Source organism: Streptomyces sp. NPDC058195 (genome assembly GCF_042883525.1).
Taxonomy (GTDB): Bacteria; Actinomycetota; Actinomycetes; order Streptomycetales; family Streptomycetaceae; genus Streptomyces.
On record NZ_JBHVVM010000021.1, the window covers coordinates 29,668 to 45,729 of the forward strand.

Sequence of the window (16,062 nt, forward strand, 5' to 3'; positions counted from 1 at the left end):
CTCCTGGTGCCTCTATCCGACGGTACCTTGCCTTGGCCCCCGTTCGGGCCCCCCTTGGCACGGTTCACACGGGCAGAGCCGGGCGAACAGGGCGTGCCAAGGGGCTGAGGCCGACGTCAGACGGCCGAGGCCGCCTGCTTGCGGGTCGACACGATCTGGTCGACGAGACCGTAGGCGAGGGCTTCCTCGGCCGTCAGGATCTTGTCGCGCTCGATGTCGTCGCGGACCTTCTCCAGCGGGGTGGTGGAGTGCTTGGCCAGCAGCTCCTCCAGCTGGGTGCGCATCCGCAGGATCTCCCTGGCCGCGATCTCCAGGTCGGAGAGCTGCTCACGGCCGGTCTGCGAGGACGGCTGGTGGATGAGCACCCGGGCGTTGGGCAGTGCCATGCGCTTGCCGGGGGTGCCCGCGGCGAGCAGCACGGCCGCGGCGGAGGCCGCCTGGCCCATGCAGACCGTCTGGATGTCCGGCTTCACGAACTGCATCGTGTCGTAGATCGCGGTGAGCGCGGTGAACGAGCCGCCGGGGCTGTTGATGTAGATCGAGATGTCCCGGTCCGGGTCCATCGACTCCAGGCACAGCAGCTGCGCCATGACGTCGTTGGCGGAGGCGTCGTCGATCTGCACGCCGAGGAAGATCACGCGCTCCTCGAAGAGCTTCGCGTACGGGTCGTACTCACGCACGCCCTGCGAGGTGCGCTCCACGAAGCGCGGCACGATGTAGCGGTTGTCCACCTGCGGGCCGGTGTAGAGGCCGCTCGCGGAGGCGCCGGGGAAGTTGTTCATGTGGGTGTTCACCATCCTGGTGGCGTTCTGTGGCTGGATGTCTCGGCGTACGAGAGGTGCGCGGGGCGGTGGGCCCGATCCGGTGGTGACGGATCAGGCGCCGGTGCCGCCGCCGCCCGGAACGCCCGATGCGGCCGTGATGATCTCGTCGATGAGGCCGTACTCCTTGGCCTCCTCCGCGGTGTACCAGCGGTCGCGGTCACCGTCGCGGATGATCGTCTCGACGGTCTGGCCGGAGTGGCGGGCGGTGATCTCCGCCATCCGCTGCTTGGTGCGCAGCAGGTACTGGGCCTGGATCTTGATGTCCGAGGCCGTACCGCCGATGCCGGCCGAACCCTGGTGCATGAGGATGTCGGTGTTCGGGAGCGCGAAGCGCTTGCCCGCGGTGCCGCCGGTGAGCAGGAACTGGCCCATGGAGGCCGCCATGCCCATCCCGATCGTCACCACGTCGTTGGGGATGTACTGCATGGTGTCGTAGACCGCCATGCCGGCCGTCACCGAACCGCCGGGGCTGTTGATGTAGAGGTAGATGTCCTTCTCGGGCTCCGCGGCGAGAAGAAGCAGCTGCGCGGTGATCTTGTTGGCGATCTCGTCGTCGACCTGCTGGCCGAGGAAGATGATGCGCTCGCCGAGCAGCCGGCTGTAGACCTGGTCACCGAGGCCTCCACCGAGGGACGGCTCTCCGGCGGCGTAGGGCATCAGATTCGTCACGTATCCACCTGCTCGTCTCTGACGGCTCCGGCCGTCTCAGCGTCTTCGTACCGGGTGGGCGGGGGCTCCCCTGCCCTTCCTCTTCATGGACCCTAACGCGCAGGTGGGACAACGCCATCCCGCTTCCGCAACTGTTCGCTGGGAGCGCAAGCTCCGTAGTCCGCACAAGGGTTGTAGGGCACCGTACGCCCTACGGCGACGGGCTCCGGACGCGGGTGCGTCCGGAGCCCGTCGTGCGGGGGTCAGCGCGAGGCTCAGGCCTCGGTCTTCTCCTCGGCGGCCTCGGTGGCGTCGGCGGTGCCCTCGGCAGCCTCGACGGCCTCGATGGCCTCCTCTTCCTCGTCCTCCAGGTCGATGACCTCACCGTTGGTGTCGATGACCTTGGCGGCCTCGACGACCACGGCCAGCGCCTTTCCGCGGGCGACCTCGCCGACGAGCATCGGCACCTGGCCGCCCTCGACGACGGCCTGGGCGAACTGGTCCGGGCTCATGCCGGAGGAAGCGGCACGCCGCATGAGGTGCTCGGTGAGCTCCTCCTGGTTGACGTTGAGCTTCTCCTTGTTGACGATCTCGTCCAGGATGAACTGGGTCTTGATGCCCTTGATCGCCTGCTCGGAGGTCTCGGTGTCGAACTCCTCGGCGGTCTTGCCCTGGATCTCCAGGTACTTGTCGAGGGTCAGACCCATCTGGCCGAGCTGGTGGTGCTCCAGGTTGTGCTTGCGGGTCTGGATCTCGTCCGCGAGCAGCTTCTCCGGGATCGGGACCTCGGCGAGCTTGAGCAGCTCGTCCAGGACACGCTCCTGGGCCTGGGTGGCCTGGTCGTACTGCTTGGTGCTCTCCAGGCGCTTGCGGCTGTCGGCCTTCAGCTCGTCGAGGGTGTCGAACTCACTGGCCATCTGGGCGAACTCGTCGTCCAGCTCGGGCAGCTCGCGGGCGGCGACGGCGGTGACCTTGACGGTGACCTCGGCCTCCTTGCCCGCGGCGGAGCCGCCCTTCAGCTCGGAGGTGAAGGTGGCCTCGCCACCCGCCTCCAGGCCGGTCACGGCGGCGTCGATGCCGTCGAGGAGCTCGCCGGAACCGATGGTGTACGAGACACCCTCGGCCACGCCGTCCTCCAGGACCTCGCCGTCCACCTTGGCCTGCAGGTCGACCGTCACGACGTCGCCCTCGGCGGCGGCGCGCTCGACCGGGTTGGTGGAGGCGAAGCGCTCACGGAGCTGCTCCACGGCCTTCTCGATGTCCTCGTCGCTGACCTCAAGGGCGTCGACGGTGACCTCGATGCCGGAGTAGTCCGGAATCTCGATCTCGGGGCGTACGTCAACCTCGGCGGTGAAGGCCAGCAGCTCGCCGTCCTTCAGCTCGGTGACGTCGATCTCAGGCTGGCCGAGGACGTTGAGCTCGCCCTCGTTGACGGCCTCGGTGTAGTACTTCGGGAGGGCGTCGTTGACGGCCTCCTCCAGCACCGCACCGCGGCCGAAGCGCTGGTCGATGACCCGGGCAGGGATCTTGCCCTTGCGGAAGCCCTTCACCGTGACCTGCTGGTTGATCTTCTTGTACGCCGCGTCGAGGCTGTCCTTGAGCTCCTCGAAGGGCACCTCGACAGTGAGCCGAACCCGGGTCGGGTTCAGGGTCTCCACGGCGCTCTTCACGGTTCAGTCTCCTTGTGGCTGACTTCTTGGGGTTCTGCTCCGCCGCACGGTTGGCGGCTTCGCGGACCGAGCCCGGTACATCAGACACACGGGCACGCATTTTGCATAGTAACGGCAAGGAGTCGGACTCCCGCAATGCGCTCCCGCCCGCGGCCGACGCATCGCGCGGGCCGCACTGGTGCGATCTTCCGGGTGGTCCGGGTTCCGCCCCGCGATCCCGCTCCGCGGTGGTCCCTGATCGTGCCGGTTGGTCGGGGTGGCCGGATTCGAACCGACGACCTTCCGCTCCCAAAGCGGACGCGCTACCAAGCTGCGCCACACCCCGTCGGTGCGACACGTAGGGTACATGCAGCGAGGCGGCGCGTAGGCCGCTTTGCGCGGGCCGCACCGAAGCCGCCGCCAACGGCGGCGCCGGGCCCGCGGTGAAGGGGTGTGCGGACAGCGTCCGCGACCCGCTACGATGCTCCACGTGCCGCTGGCTCTCGGGCCTGCGGTGCGGCTGTGCGGGCGTAGCTCAATGGTAGAGCCCTAGTCTTCCAAACTAGCTACGCGGGTTCGATTCCCGTCGCCCGCTCCATGCTTGGGCCCGGTCCGGCGAATTCCTCGCCGGACCGGGCCTTTCGCGTTCCCGCGCGCACCGCTCCCGCCTCGTGCGCGCGGGGCGGGTGTGCCCGTACGCGCCGGTTGCTCAGAAGGAGAGCTGGCTGACGGTCTGCGCTATCGAGTCGAGGAAGCGCTGGATCGACGGCGCCATGCCGCTCGACGCCAGGAAGAAGCCGAAGAGCACCGCGACGACCGCCGGTCCGGCTTTGAGGGAACCACCTCTGATCAGCACGACCAGGATGATCGCCAACATCAACACCACAGACAGCGAAATGGCCACGTCTGATCACACCTTCGGTCGGTCCGCCTTGCCGGCCCGGAGAGGTGCGACGCGGCACTCCTCCGTCCGCTCCATCGTGCCACCAACTCCCCTGTGGTCGCTGCCGGGTGACGGATCGAAGTGACCGGTTCTCGCCAATCCCGCGCCCCGCGCGCACCAGGGGCGCACAGCCGCACTCGGGGGCGCACGGGACTCCCGCCACAGGCTCCCGGGATCGCGCGTGAACGATTGACCAAGGAAAACCGACGGGCTTCATGGTGACGATTTCCATACCCGCACACTTCATTCACAGGCAATTCCAAGGTTTAAGTCTGATTAAATTTCCGCCGCACAAAACCTTGACGATTTGCCCCATTTAAGGTGGATGAATCGGTGCATAATGGGCAGTTGGCGGCGGTTTCACTTTCGAATGGTCGGTCGCGCCCGATATCCCCGAGCGGTTTTACGCATTCCAATCCGGGCGTCTAAAGTGCTTGAGATGTTCCACGCTCCGAACGTCTTTCAGAGGGCCCCGCTCCCACCGGCGAACCGGGAGTCGGAGCCCGGACACAGAGGGACGCCGACCGCCGTCGCGGAACCGCCCGCGCAGGTGACGTCCACCTCATCGGTGACGAACAGGCCTCCTGCGGGAACACCGGCGAAACGGCGCGAGGCGTACTTCGACAACGTCAAATACCTGGCCATCGTGCTGGTCGCGGTGGCGCACTCGTGGGAACCGGTGATGGAGGGCAGCCGGACCGCCCGCGCGCTGTACATGGTGGCCTACACCTTCCACATGCCCGCGTTCATCATCATCTCCGGCTACTTCTCGCGCTCGTTCGACATGTCCGCGGCCAAGGTGAAACGCCTGGTCACCGGGGTCGCCGTGCCCTACGTCGTGTTCGAGACGGCGTACTCGCTGTTCAAGTGGTGCGCGGGTGACGGGGACGACGGGGCGATCAGCCTGCTCGACCCCTGGTTCCTCACCTGGTTCCTGATCGCGCTGTTCGTCTGGCGGCTCACCACGCCGATCTGGCAGGCGCTGCGCCACCCGCTGCCGGTGGCGCTGGTGATCGCGATGCTCGCCTCCCTCTCCCCCTCGATCGGCGACGACCTGGACCTCCAGCGGGTGCTCCAGTTCCTGCCGTTCTTCGTGCTGGGGCTCCAGCTGCGGCCCGAGCACTTCCGGCTCGTGCACCGGCGCGAGGTGCGGATGCTCGCCGTTCCGCTGTTCGCCGGGGCCGTGGGCCTCGCGTACTGGGCGGCACCGCGGATGCAGCTGGGCTGGTTCTACCGCAGCAACAGCGCCCAGGAGATGGGCGCGCCCTGGTGGTCGGGGGCGGTGATGACCCTGCTGATGTTCGGCGCCGCGCTGCTGCTCACCGTGGGGTTCCTGGCCTGGGTGCCGCGCCGCCGCCTCTGGTTCACGGCGCTCGGCGCGGGGACGATCTGCGGTTACCTGCTGCACGGCTTCCTGATCAAGGGAGCCGGATACGCCGGGGTGTTCGACGTCTACGACTGGCTCGCGGCACCCGTGGGGCTGGTTCTGGTCTCCGTGGTCGCCGCCGTCGCGGTGACGCTGATGTGCACGCCGCCGGTGCGGCGGGCGCTGCGGGTGGTGACCGAGCCGGACATGAGCTGGGCGTTCCGAAGGAACTCCACCCGGCGCTGAGCCGGACGGGGCCAGGAGGCGGGCCTGCCGGAGGGCTGGGTCAGAGCTCCGTCGTGTTGGCTTGATTCGATCGGTCGGTGGGCGATTTGTCCGGGGTGAGCCCGAGCAGTCTCCGTACGAGGGAGTACTTCTCGGTCAGACGGGTACGGGTCGCCGGTTCCAGGACGGCGAGGCGGGCCGGGTCCGCGTTGTGGGCCAGGTCCGCCTCCTTGACCAGCAGGGCGCCCGGGGTGCCCAGGATGCGCCGGGTGTACGCGGAGAGGTCCTCGCCGTCCCGTCTGGTGACGGCGAGGACCATGTCCTTCACCTGCTGGGGCAGTGCCGCTTCGGCCAGCCAGCGTGCCGACAGCGCGTCGTCCTCGACCGCGTCGTGCAGCCAGGCCGCGGCGATCTGTTCGTCGCTGCCGCCCCTGGCCCGTACGCCGTCCGCGACGGCGGCGAGGTGTTCGGCGTACGGGCGTCCCGCCTTGTCGCGCTGGTGGGCGTGGGCCTCACGGGCGATCGCCTCGACTTCGGCCGTGGTCAGGTGGGTGCGCCGTCCGGTCATGCCCCCGACCCTACGGCCGGGCACCGGCCGTTCGCAGGGCCGCCCTGGCCGGGAGCAGCATGGCCGCGAGGCCGACGCCGACCGTCGCGGCGACGAAGGTCCCGTACAGCAGCGGCGGGATGTACGGGGACTCGCCGGTCAGACCCTTCATCATCGGGAAGAGCGTGGCCAGGGCGATGGCGGTGCCGAGCGCGGCTCCGGCCACCGTGACCAGCAGCGCCTCCCAGCGGATCATGCCCATGACCTGGCGGCGGGTGGAGCCGACCAGGCGCAGCATGGTCAGTTCGCGGCGGCGGTCGAGAATGGTCATGACCAGGGTGTTGACGGCGGCGACGGCGGCGAATCCGCCGAGCACCGAGGCCATGACGGTGTTGGCCCAGGCGTTCAGTTCGCGGGCCTCGTCCTGTGCGGCGGCGTAGCCGGAGGAGTCGGTGACGGTACCGAGCGCGGCGAGCCTCTCCGCGCCCGCCGGGGTGGCGCGGACCAGGATCTCGGAGGCGTAGGGCGCGCTCACGCGGGTCGCGAGGTCGGCGGCGGGGAAGGTGAGGAGGCTGGTGCCGAGGCCGCGTCCGTAGACCGCGACGACCTTCGGGTGTGCCTGGGTGCCGTCCGGCAGCCGCAGGGCGAGGCGGTCGCCGGTGCGTACGTTCGCGGTGGCGGCGAGCGTGGTGTCGACGGCGACGGTCCCGGGCCGCAGGGCGTCGAGTGAGCCGGTCCTGACGTCGAGGTCCTGGACCTCGGCGAGCTGCCTTCCGGAGCCGATGACGCCCTGCGCGGAGGTGCTCTGCATCTGAGGGCCGGGGCCGCCGGAGACCAGCACGGAGGTGCGGAGCAGGCCGACCGCGGTGGAGACGCCGGGGGTGGCGGCGGCCCGTGCGGTGGCGTCGGAGCCGAGTCCGGCCGGGGCGGAGACGATGTGGTCGGCGGTGATCGCGTCGCGCTGCTGGTGGGCGGTGGCCCGTTCCTGGCTGGTCTGCATGAAGACGAGCGTGGACGCGAAGGCCATGGCGAGCACGATCGGGGTGATCGCGGAGGCCAGTCGGCGGGAGTTGGTACGGGAGTTGGCGGCGGCCAGCGAGCCGGGGGCACCGGCGGCGCGCAGCGCGAGTCCGAGGACGGCGGCGCAGATCCGGGCGATGACCGGGCCGAGCAGCCCGACCGCGAGCATGAAGAGCATGACGACGCCGAGGGCCGCGTTGGCCGAGTCCTCGCCGGAGGTGGAGGCGGCGACACCGGCGAAGACCCCGCCGCCGATCAGGGCGATGACGCCGAGGGGGGTGCGGACCGGGCCGAACGGGGCGCGTTCCACGGCGGTCTGGGCGAGGGCCAGTCCTGGCTTCATCCGGGCGGGGCGCCGGGCGGCGAGGTATCCGGCGCTCAGCGCGGTGAGCAGGGACAGGCCGACGGCGACGGCGAACGGAATCCAGGAGACCTTCAGGCCGACGGAGCCGAGGACGGCCCCGCGGTCCTGGAGCTGGCCGAACCACCAGGTGGCCAGGGCGGTGCCGGGGAGGCAGCCGAGCGCTCCGGCGAGCGGGGCGACGAGCAGCGATTCCGTGGCGATGGTGCGGCGCAGCTGGCGCGGGGTGGCGCCGATGGCGCGGAGCAGGGCGTACTCGCGGCCCCGCTGGCCCACGGCGAGGGCGACGGTCCCGGCCGCGGTCATGACGGCGACCAGGGTGGCGACCGCGCCGAAGGAGACGCTGAGGCCGAAGAGGAGTTCCTTGGTGCTGGCGAGGGCCGGGGTCTCGACGGCGCCCCGGTCGTCGCCGGTGTGGACCTGGGCGGCGGCGGTGCGGCCGACGGCCTCGCGGACCCGGTCGGCGAGGGGGGCGGTGGCGGTGCCCGGTGCGGCGAACACGGCGATGGCATCGACCCGGCCGGGGTGGCCGGAGAGCCGTACGGCCTGGTGGTCGGCGAACCAGACGGTGCCGGGGGCGGCGGCGGTGCCCACGACGCGGAACTCGCGTGCGCCCGCGGGGGTGTCGAGGGTGACGCGGTCGCCGGTGCGGCTCTTGCCGGCGGCGGGCAGGACGACCTCGCCGGGCCGGGGTGCGGCGCCGTCGGCGAGCGTGGTGCCGGTGAGGGGGGCGGAGCCCCAGCCGTGGGCGGTGAGGGCGGTTCCGTCGAGACGCACGGGGTAGGTGACGTCGCCGACCGCGGTGGCCGCGCCGGGGGCGTGCGCGGCCCTGGCCACCAGGGACTCGGGCAACCGGGCGGTGTCCGGTATGAGGATGTCGACGGTCTCCTCGGTCTCGCCGCTGCCGCTCTCCAGATGGATCTGCTGGTCGGCGGCGACGACTACGGGGGCCTTGGCGTAGCGGTCGGCCGGGACGGAGGCGCGCAGGCCGGTCTCCAGCAGGATGCCGCAGGCGGAGGCGATGGCCGCGGCCAGCAGCAGCGCGACGAAGGTTCCGGCGAACGACGAGGGTTTGAACCGGACGGCCGCGCGGGCGAGACCGTTCGGGGCGTGCGGGGTGAACATCAGGCTGCCGCTCCTGCGGGGACGTGTGCGGTGCGCGCGGTGAGAGCGGTCATGCGGGCGGCGATCCGGTCGGCGCCGGAGCGCGGCAGGCGGTCGGCGATCGCGCCGTCGGCGAGGAAGAGGACCTGGTCGGCGTAGGCCGCGGCGGCGGGGTCGTGGGTGACCATGACGACGGTGGCACCGAGGTGGTCCACCGCGTTGCGGAGCAGGGCGAGGATCTCGGCGGCGGTGGTGGTGTCGAGGGCGCCGGTCGGCTCGTCGGCGAAGATCACGTCGGGCCGGGTGACCAGGGCGCGGGCCACGGCGACGCGCTGCTGCTGGCCGCCGGAGAGCTGGCTGGGGCGGCGGTCGCCCTTGTCGCCGAGGCCGACCCGGGCGAGCATCTCGGTGGCCTCGCGGCGGCCTCGTGCGGAGCGGGTGCGCTGTCCGGCCAGGCGCAGGGGCAGGACGACGTTCTGCTCGACCGTCAGGGACGGCAGCAGGTTGAAGGACTGGAAGACGAAGCCGAGGCGGGTGCGGCGCAGTTCGGTGAGCCGGTTCTCGCTCAGGCCGGTGATCTCGGTGCCGCCGAGGCGGACCGAGCCCTCGGTGGGGCGGTCGAGTCCGGCCGCGCACTGGAGGAAGGTCGACTTGCCGGAGCCGGAGGGGCCCATCACGGCGGTGAAGGTGGCGCGCGGGAGGGCGAGGTCGATGCCGCGCAGCGCGTGGACGGCGGAGGCACCTCGGCCGTACTGCCTGCGTACGCCGCGCAGTTCGACGGCGAGGTCCGCGCCGCGGGCTCCTTGGAGGTCCGCGGGCTCCTGGAGGTCCGAGGCGCCGGGCCCGTGGTGGATGCCCGCCGGGTACTGACCGTCCTGCCCGCGCCGCCTGGTGGCTCGCAGCCCCATGTCGTCCGCCTTCCTGTCGCTGGTCGGCCGCTTCTTCGACCGCACTTCGAACCTACGGAGCGGGGCGGTCGCGGACCATGGCGGCTGCTGGCGGATCGGGGGTGGGGAAAACCCCAGGCCGCACCGGGGGGCGGCCCGCGAAGCGGGGCCGGAACGGAGTGCGGGACACCTGGCGGGTGAGGGGTGCGCGAAGGTTTTTGACGCCAGGACACTTGCAAGGTCAATCGTTCGGTAAACTAATTACTGACGCTTTCTTGACGCACTCTTGACCAAGTGAAGGATCGGGCTCATCGGACACGCAGACACGCTCATCGCCATGGGCGGCGCCTTCCTCGCCGCCGCTGTTCTCGCCCGCGTCGGCAGCCGCATCGGACTGCCGACCATTCCCCTCTTCATCCTGGCCGGAATCCTGCTCGGCCCGCACACCCCCGGCATCGTCCTCGTCGCCGACCCGCACGAGCTGGAGATGCTCTCCGCGCTCGGCCTGGTCCTGCTGCTCTTCTATCTCGGTCTCGAATTCCACCTCGACGACCTCAAGTCCGGCGGCCGCAAGATGGCGATCGCCGGCGGCACCTACCTCGCCCTGAACGTGGGCGCCGGGCTCGGCTTCGGCTTCGCGCTCGGCTGGGGCACCTCCGAGGCCCTGGTCCTCGCCGGGGTGCTCGGCATCTCGTCCTCGGCGATCGTCACCAAGGTCCTGGTCGACCTGGGCCGGATCGGCAACCCCGAGACCAGACCGATCCTCGGCATCATCGTCGTCGAGGACGTCTTCCTCGCCCTGTACCTGGCCGCCCTCCAGCCCATCCTGTCGGGCGCCGACAGCCTCTCCTCGGCGGCGGTCGACGGCGGCAAGGCCTTCGGCTTCCTGCTGCTGCTCGCGCTGGCCGCCCGCTTCGGCACCCGGGTCATCGGCAAGCTGATCAGCACCCGGGACGACGAGCTGCTGGTCATCTCCTTCCTCGGCGCCGCGGTGCTGGTGGCGGGGGTCTCGGAGTGGTTCGGGGTCGCGGACGCGATCGGCGCGTTCATGGTCGGCCTCATGCTCGGCAGCACCACCTCAGGCGAACGCATCCTGAAGCTGGTCCACCCGCTGCGGGACGCCTTCGGCGCGATCTTCTTCTTCGCCTTCGGGCTCTCCATCGACCCCGGCGACCTGCCGACCGTGCTCTGGCCGGTGCTGGCCGCCGTCGCGGTGACCCTGGTCATGAACGTCCTGGCCGGTCTCGCCGCCGCGAAGGTCTACTCCTTCGGCCCGCAGGCCACCGCGAACATCTCCACCACACTCGTGGCGCGCGGTGAGTTCGCCCTGATCCTCGCCACGATGGCGGCGGCCGCCGGGCTGGACGAGCGGCTCTCCCCGTTCATCGCGGGATACGTCCTGCTGCTCGCGGTCCTGGCTCCGCTGGCCGCCGGGCGCTCGCACTGGCTGGCCCGCGTCCTGCCCGGCGGACGCGACCGGGGCAGCGGCAGCGGCAGCGCCGAGGACGCCCCCGGACCACTCGCGGTACGGGCCTGAGGCGGCCTCCCGGAAGGTACCCGTACGGGCCTGGCGTCGCACCCGGACCGGGCCCGTACGCGTACCCCGCTCAGGCCCGGCGCGACAGGAGGAGCAGCGCCCGGTCGTCGTTGACGTCCTTGGCACAGGCCTCGATCAGGTGCCAGGCCGCGCCCTCGAAGCCGGTGGCGACATAGCGGTCGGCCTCGCCGGTCAGCCGGTCGATGCCCTCGGCGAGTTCCCGGTCCGACGCCTCGACCAGGCCGTCGGTGAACAGCATCAGCACGTCGCCGGGGGCCAGCGAGCCCTTCACGGCGTCGAACTGCGCCCCGTCGTACACCCCCAGCAGCGGCCCCTCGGCCGCCATCTCCTCCCACTGGCCGCTGCCCGAGTGGAGCTGGAGGGCGGGCGGGTGCCCGGCCGAGAGGAGTTCGTAGTCGCCCGACTCCAGGTCGAGCACCAGGTGGATCGAGGTGGCGAAGCCCTCGTCCCAGTCCTGGCGCAGCAGGTAGCCGTTGGCCGCCGGGAGGAAGCCGTGCGGGGGCAGCGAGCCGAGCAGCCCTCCGAAGGCTCCGGACAGCAGCAGGGCGCGGGAGCCCGCGTCCGTGCCCTTCCCGGAGACGTCGGTGAGCACGGCCTCCAGGGTCCGCCCGCCGTTGGTGCGGGCGGCGACGACGAAGTCCCCGGAGAAGGACTGCCCGCCCGCCGGGCGCAGCGCCATCTCGCGGTGCCAGCCCTGCGGCAGCCGGGGCAGCGCGCTCTGGACGCGGATGCGTTCGCGGAGGTCGAAGAGCATGGTGCCGCCGCGCCGCCACGGCACTCCGACCCGGGCCCTGAACTGCGCGAGGACCAGCCCGAACAGGCCGCAGGCCGCGACCACCAGGACGATGCCGGGGGTCACCCGGGCCGGGCCGCCCTGGTAGGGCCCCAGCACGACCGACTCCACGATCAGGGCGGTCGCCGCGGTCGCGTACAGCCCGAGGAGGCTGGCCGGGCGCAGCAGCAGCCCGCCCGCGACGATCGGCAGCACGAGCGCGGCCGGGGAGCACCAGACGGGCTGGAGGAGGGTGGCGACGGTGATGGCGGGAACGGTCAGCAGCAGGCCGGCCAGGGCGATCCAGTCGGAGCCGTCGCCGCGGAAGTAGTCGACCCCGGATTTGCGCAGCGCGACGCGAACCCGGTGCGCCGATTTCCGCAATCGGGCCGGGTACGTGTCTGCTCCTGCGCGACGGGCCATTGCGGGGACTTTATCGACCCGGCCGCCCGAGGTGCAGGGGTACCCCGTGGCAATGCGTTCGAAATCGGTTCGCTCCGCCGTTGAAGCCCTGGTAGGCATGGCCCATGACTACTGAGCTCCGTGTACTGCGTCCGTCCGAATGGAACCAATGGTTCGAATGCCTGGAGCTGGCGTTCGGGGGCGTTCCGGAGGCTGCCGAGGAGCGTGAGCTGCTCAAGGAGCTGACCGAGCCGGAGCGTTCACTCGGTGTCTGGGACGGTGACGACGTGGTCGGCACGGCGGGGGCGTTCAGCTTCCGGGTGGCGGTGCCGGGCGGGGCGGTGGTGCCCGCAGCGGGGATCACGATGGTGAGCGTCGCCTCCACGCACCGCAGGCGCGGACTGCTCACCTCCATGATGCGCCGCCAGCTGGACGACATCCGGGCGCTGGGCGAGCCGTTCGCCGTGCTGACGGCCTCGGAGCCGGTGATCTACGGCCGGTTCGGCTACGGCGCGGCCTCGCGGCAGATGTCCCTGACGATCGAGAAGGACCGGCTCCGGCTGGAGGTGCCGCCGGGCACGGACGCGGTGCGGCTGCGCCACGCGAAGCCGGACGAGGCGACGGCGGCCTGCGAGGGCGTGTACGCGCGGCTGGTGCCGGACCGTCCCGGCGTCCCGGCCCACGGGCCCGGCTGGGAGCGCAAGCCCATGATCGACCCGGCCGAGAACCGGCAGGACGCCTCGGCGCAGCAGTGCGTGCTGGCGGAAGTGGGCGGGCAGGTCGTCGGTTATGTGAATTACCGCATCAAACCGGCCTGGGGGCCGTCCGGCCCCAAGGGCACCGTCGAGGTCAACGACCTGGCGGCGCTGGACCCTGCGGCGTACGCGGCGCTGTGGCGGTTCGTCTTCGACATCGACCTGATGACGACGGTGGTGGCCCGCAACCGCCCGGTCGACGACCCGGTCCTGCATCTGGTGACGGACACCCGGCGGTGCAACGCCCATGTCCGTGACAGCCTCCATGTGCGGCTGGTGGAGCTGGGGGCGGCGCTGGAGGCGCGGGCCTACCGGGGCCCGCTGGACGTGGTGTTCGACGTGGAGGACGCGTTCTGCCCCTGGAACGCGGGCCGCTGGCGGCTGACCGCCGGCACGAAGGGCACCGCGACGTGCCGCCGGACCGAGGACCCCGCCGATCTCGCGCTCTCGGTGCGGGAGCTGGGCTCGGCCTACCTGGGCGGTGAGGCGCTGAGTTCGCTGGCCCTGGCCGGGCGGGTACGGGAGCTGCGTCCGGGCGCGCTGGCCGAGGCCTCGGCGGCCTTCCTCTCCGACGTGGCACCGTGGCTGCCCCGGGGCTTCTAGGGTCTTTCGTTTGGATCAGGCTGGATCAGGGAGCCGGGGCTGGTGCGTGCAGCTGCAAGGCGGAGGAAGGAGCCGACGCGGAGCGTCGGTGACTGACGACAACGCGGCAGATGTGCGTGCCGGCCCCCGCGAGCCCGGCATGATCCAAACGAGAGGCCCTAGGACACCGCGGGCGCGTGCCGGACGCCCTCCCGGGGCTTCAGGCGCTCTGGCAGGCCGGGCACCAGAAGAGGTTGCGGGCGGCGAGACCGGCGGTGCGGATCTCGCCGCCGCAGATGTGGCAGAACTGGTGGGCGCGGCGGTAGACGTACACCTCGCCGCCGTGGTCGTCGACGCGCGGCGGGCGGCCCATCGCCTCGGGCAGGTGCTCGGGACGGACGGTGTCGATCCGGTTGTTCCGTACGCCCTCGCGCATCAGTGCCACCAGGTCGGCCCAGATCGCGTCCCACTCCGTGCGGCGCAGGTCCTTTCCGGGCCGGTACGGGTCGATGCCGTGCCGGAACAGCACTTCGGCACGGTAGACGTTGCCGACGCCCGCGATGACCTTCTGGTCCATCAGCAGGGCGGCGACGGTGATCCGGCTGCGGGAGATCCGCCGCCAGGCCCGCTCGCCGTCCTCGTCGGTGCGCAGCGGGTCCGGGCCGAGGCGGTCGTGTATCGCGCGCTTCTCCGGCTCGGTGAGCAGGGCGCAGGCCGTCGGGCCGCGCAGGTCCGCGTGATGGGTGTCGTTGAGCAGGCGCAGCCGGACGGTGCCGGCGGGCGGCGGGGCCGGGACCGTACCGAAGCCGAGCTTGCCGAAGAGGCCCAGGTGGATGTGGACCCAGCCGGTGTCACCGAAGCCGAGGAAGAGGTGCTTGCCGTGGGCGTCCACCTCGGTGAGGGTGCGGCCGTCGAGCAGCGCGGCACCGGCGGCGAACCTGCCCTGCGGGCTGCTCACCCTCACCGGCCGTCCGGCGAAGCGCTCCTCGTGGTCGGCGGCGAGGCGGTGGATGGTGTGTCCCTCGGGCACGGCGGCGGCTGCTCCTCGGTGGGGCGGGTGCGGAAAGGGCTGTGCCGCCGGGGGCGGCCCGGCGGCACAGGAGGTGGGTGGGCTCAGCCCTGCTGCGGGTGGTGGGCCGGGATCGGGGGGAGCTCGCCGGTCGTCTCGTACGCCGTCAGCATCTCGATGCGGCGGGTGTGGCGCTCCTCGCCCGAGTACGGGGTGGCGAGGAAGACCTCGACGAACCTGGTGGACTCCTCCACCGAGTGCATCCGGCCGCCGATGGCGATCACGTTGGCGTTGTTGTGCTCGCGGCCCAGGGCGGCGGTCTGCTCGCTCCAGGCGAGCGCGGCGCGGACGCCCTTGACCTTGTTCGCGGCGATCTGCTCTCCGTTGCCGGAGCCGCCGATCACGATGCCGAGGCTGTCCGGCTCCGCGGCCGTCCGCTCGGCGGCACGCAGGCAGAACGGCGGGTAGTCGTCCTGGGCGTCGTAGATGTGGGGGCCGCAGTCGACGGCCTCGTGGCCCTGGGCAGTGAGCCACTCGACGAGGTGGTTCTTGAGTTCATAGCCGGCATGGTCCGAGCCGAGGTACACGCGCATGCATCCGAGTGTGGCACGTGCGGCGCGCACCGGCCGTCATCGGGGTCGGGGACCGGGTCCGTGCGGACGGCGAAGGCCCGCCGTCCGCGGGGATCGCGGTCCGGCGGGCCTTCGCAGGGCGGGGGCGGGGTCAGCCGCGGCGGCCGGCCAGCTTCCAGGCGGCGGGCAGCGCGCCCATGGCGAGCGCGGCCTTCAGCGCGTCGCCGAACAGGAACGGCACCAGTCCGGCCGCGATCGCGGCGCTCGCCGACATGCCGGCGGACAGGGCCAGGTACGGGACGCCGACCGCGTAGATGATCGCGGAGCCCAGCACCATCGTGCCCGCGGTCCGCAGCACGGAGCGGTCACCGCCGCGGCGGGCGAGGCCGCCGACCACGGCGGCGGCGAGCAGCATGCCGAGGACGTAGCCGAAGGAGGGGAAGCCCATGCCGGAGGTGCCCTCGGAGAACCACGGCATGCCCGCCATGCCGACCAGCGCGTAGAGCGCGAGCGAGAGGAAGCCGCGGCGGGCGCCGAGCGCGGTGCCGACCAGGAGCGCGGCGAAGGTCTGGCCGGTGACCGGGACCGGGGAGCCGGGGACCGGTACGGCTATCTGGGCGGCGATGCCGGTGAGCGCGGCGCCGCCGAGGACCAGGGCCGCGTCGACGGCGTAACGGTGCCGGGCGGCGGGGAGCAGGTCGGCGAGGACCGCTCCGGTGCGGGCAGGGGCGGCGGCAGCAGTGCTCATCGGGACTCCGCGGGGGTGAGGGCAGACGGGGACAGAATGAGCCTGACGTTAGCCCACGGGTTAACGCCCGATCACCGTCAGCGGCCCACA

At 71.6% G+C, this 16,062-nt stretch carries 14 protein-coding genes and 2 tRNA genes; 4 read left to right on the forward strand and 12 right to left on the reverse strand.

The window, feature by feature from the left end:
* Positions 1–116: 116 nt before the first annotated feature.
* From ACFVWY_RS24440 to ACFVWY_RS24455, 4 genes are all read right to left on the reverse strand, one after another.
* The gene (locus tag ACFVWY_RS24440) at positions 117–797 is read right to left on the reverse strand and encodes an ATP-dependent Clp protease proteolytic subunit (RefSeq protein WP_389876160.1); all 681 of its coding nucleotides are present in this window, start codon (positions 795–797) and stop codon (positions 117–119) included.
* A 78-nt stretch (positions 798–875) separates the two neighbouring features.
* Positions 876–1,481, reverse strand: a complete 606-nt coding sequence (locus ACFVWY_RS24445) for an ATP-dependent Clp protease proteolytic subunit (protein WP_187438547.1) — start codon at positions 1,479–1,481, stop codon at positions 876–878.
* A gap of 266 nt (positions 1,482–1,747) precedes the next feature.
* Entirely contained in the window at positions 1,748–3,142 is a 1,395-nt protein-coding gene (gene tig, locus ACFVWY_RS24450; RefSeq protein ID WP_389876162.1) for a trigger factor, read from the reverse strand.
* Positions 3,143–3,390: 248 nt separating this feature from the next.
* A tRNA-Pro gene (locus ACFVWY_RS24455) sits at positions 3,391–3,467 on the reverse strand.
* Positions 3,468–3,645: 178 nt separating this feature from the next.
* Between ACFVWY_RS24455 and ACFVWY_RS24460 the strand changes: the two genes are divergently transcribed.
* Positions 3,646–3,719: transfer RNA gene (locus ACFVWY_RS24460), tRNA-Gly, on the forward strand.
* Between the two features lie 111 nt (positions 3,720–3,830).
* Here ACFVWY_RS24460 and ACFVWY_RS24465 read toward each other — a convergent pair.
* The gene (locus ACFVWY_RS24465; RefSeq protein WP_352275316.1) at positions 3,831–4,025 is read right to left on the reverse strand and encodes a hypothetical protein; all 195 of its coding nucleotides are present in this window, start codon (positions 4,023–4,025) and stop codon (positions 3,831–3,833) included.
* 478 nt (positions 4,026–4,503) lie between these two features.
* Here ACFVWY_RS24465 and ACFVWY_RS24470 point away from each other — a divergent pair, with 478 nt between their 5' ends.
* A complete protein-coding gene (locus ACFVWY_RS24470) occupies positions 4,504–5,676 on the forward strand; it encodes an acyltransferase family protein (RefSeq protein ID WP_389876165.1) in 1,173 nt (390 codons plus the stop codon).
* Positions 5,677–5,716: 40 nt separating this feature from the next.
* On the opposite strand, the gene ACFVWY_RS24475 is transcribed toward ACFVWY_RS24470, so the two are convergent.
* The 3 genes from ACFVWY_RS24475 to ACFVWY_RS24485 are packed head-to-tail and all read right to left on the reverse strand — an operon-like array spanning position 5,717 to position 9,595.
* Positions 5,717–6,223: an HD domain-containing protein gene (locus ACFVWY_RS24475; RefSeq protein ID WP_389876167.1), complete on the reverse strand. Its 507-nt coding sequence runs from the start codon at positions 6,221–6,223 to the stop codon at positions 5,717–5,719.
* A gap of 10 nt (positions 6,224–6,233) precedes the next feature.
* Positions 6,234–8,708 carry an FtsX-like permease family protein gene (locus tag ACFVWY_RS24480; protein ID WP_389876169.1) on the reverse strand — a complete coding sequence of 825 codons (2,475 nt, stop codon included), beginning with the start codon at positions 8,706–8,708 and terminating at the stop codon, positions 6,234–6,236.
* On the reverse strand, positions 8,708–9,595 hold the full coding sequence (locus ACFVWY_RS24485) for an ABC transporter ATP-binding protein (RefSeq protein WP_389876172.1): 888 nt from the start codon (positions 9,593–9,595) through the stop codon (positions 8,708–8,710). The genes ACFVWY_RS24480 and ACFVWY_RS24485 overlap by 1 nt, the downstream gene beginning before the upstream one ends.
* A 316-nt stretch (positions 9,596–9,911) precedes the next feature.
* Here ACFVWY_RS24485 and ACFVWY_RS24490 point away from each other — a divergent pair, with 316 nt between their 5' ends.
* Positions 9,912–11,111 carry a cation:proton antiporter gene (locus ACFVWY_RS24490; RefSeq protein ID WP_389876174.1) on the forward strand — a complete coding sequence of 400 codons (1,200 nt, stop codon included), beginning with the start codon at positions 9,912–9,914 and terminating at the stop codon, positions 11,109–11,111.
* Between the two features lie 70 nt (positions 11,112–11,181).
* Here the strand turns inward: ACFVWY_RS24490 and ACFVWY_RS24495 are convergent, their stop codons facing one another.
* Positions 11,182–12,327 carry a PP2C family protein-serine/threonine phosphatase gene (locus tag ACFVWY_RS24495; protein WP_389876177.1) on the reverse strand — a complete coding sequence of 382 codons (1,146 nt, stop codon included), beginning with the start codon at positions 12,325–12,327 and terminating at the stop codon, positions 11,182–11,184.
* A 104-nt stretch (positions 12,328–12,431) separates the two neighbouring features.
* Here ACFVWY_RS24495 and ACFVWY_RS24500 point away from each other — a divergent pair, with 104 nt between their 5' ends.
* Entirely contained in the window at positions 12,432–13,664 is a 1,233-nt protein-coding gene (locus ACFVWY_RS24500; RefSeq protein ID WP_389876180.1) for a GNAT family N-acetyltransferase, read from the forward strand.
* 199 nt (positions 13,665–13,863) lie between these two features.
* On the opposite strand, the gene ACFVWY_RS24505 is transcribed toward ACFVWY_RS24500, so the two are convergent.
* From ACFVWY_RS24505 to ACFVWY_RS24515, 3 genes are all read right to left on the reverse strand, one after another.
* Positions 13,864–14,673 carry an Fpg/Nei family DNA glycosylase gene (locus ACFVWY_RS24505; protein WP_389876182.1) on the reverse strand — a complete coding sequence of 270 codons (810 nt, stop codon included), beginning with the start codon at positions 14,671–14,673 and terminating at the stop codon, positions 13,864–13,866.
* An 83-nt stretch (positions 14,674–14,756) separates the two neighbouring features.
* Positions 14,757–15,245 (reverse strand): ribose-5-phosphate isomerase, encoded by a 489-nt coding sequence (locus ACFVWY_RS24510; protein ID WP_389876184.1) that lies wholly within the window; start codon positions 15,243–15,245, stop codon positions 14,757–14,759.
* Between the two features lie 130 nt (positions 15,246–15,375).
* A complete protein-coding gene (locus ACFVWY_RS24515; protein ID WP_389876186.1) occupies positions 15,376–15,972 on the reverse strand; it encodes a biotin transporter BioY in 597 nt (198 codons plus the stop codon).
* Positions 15,973–16,062: the final 90 nt, after the last annotated feature.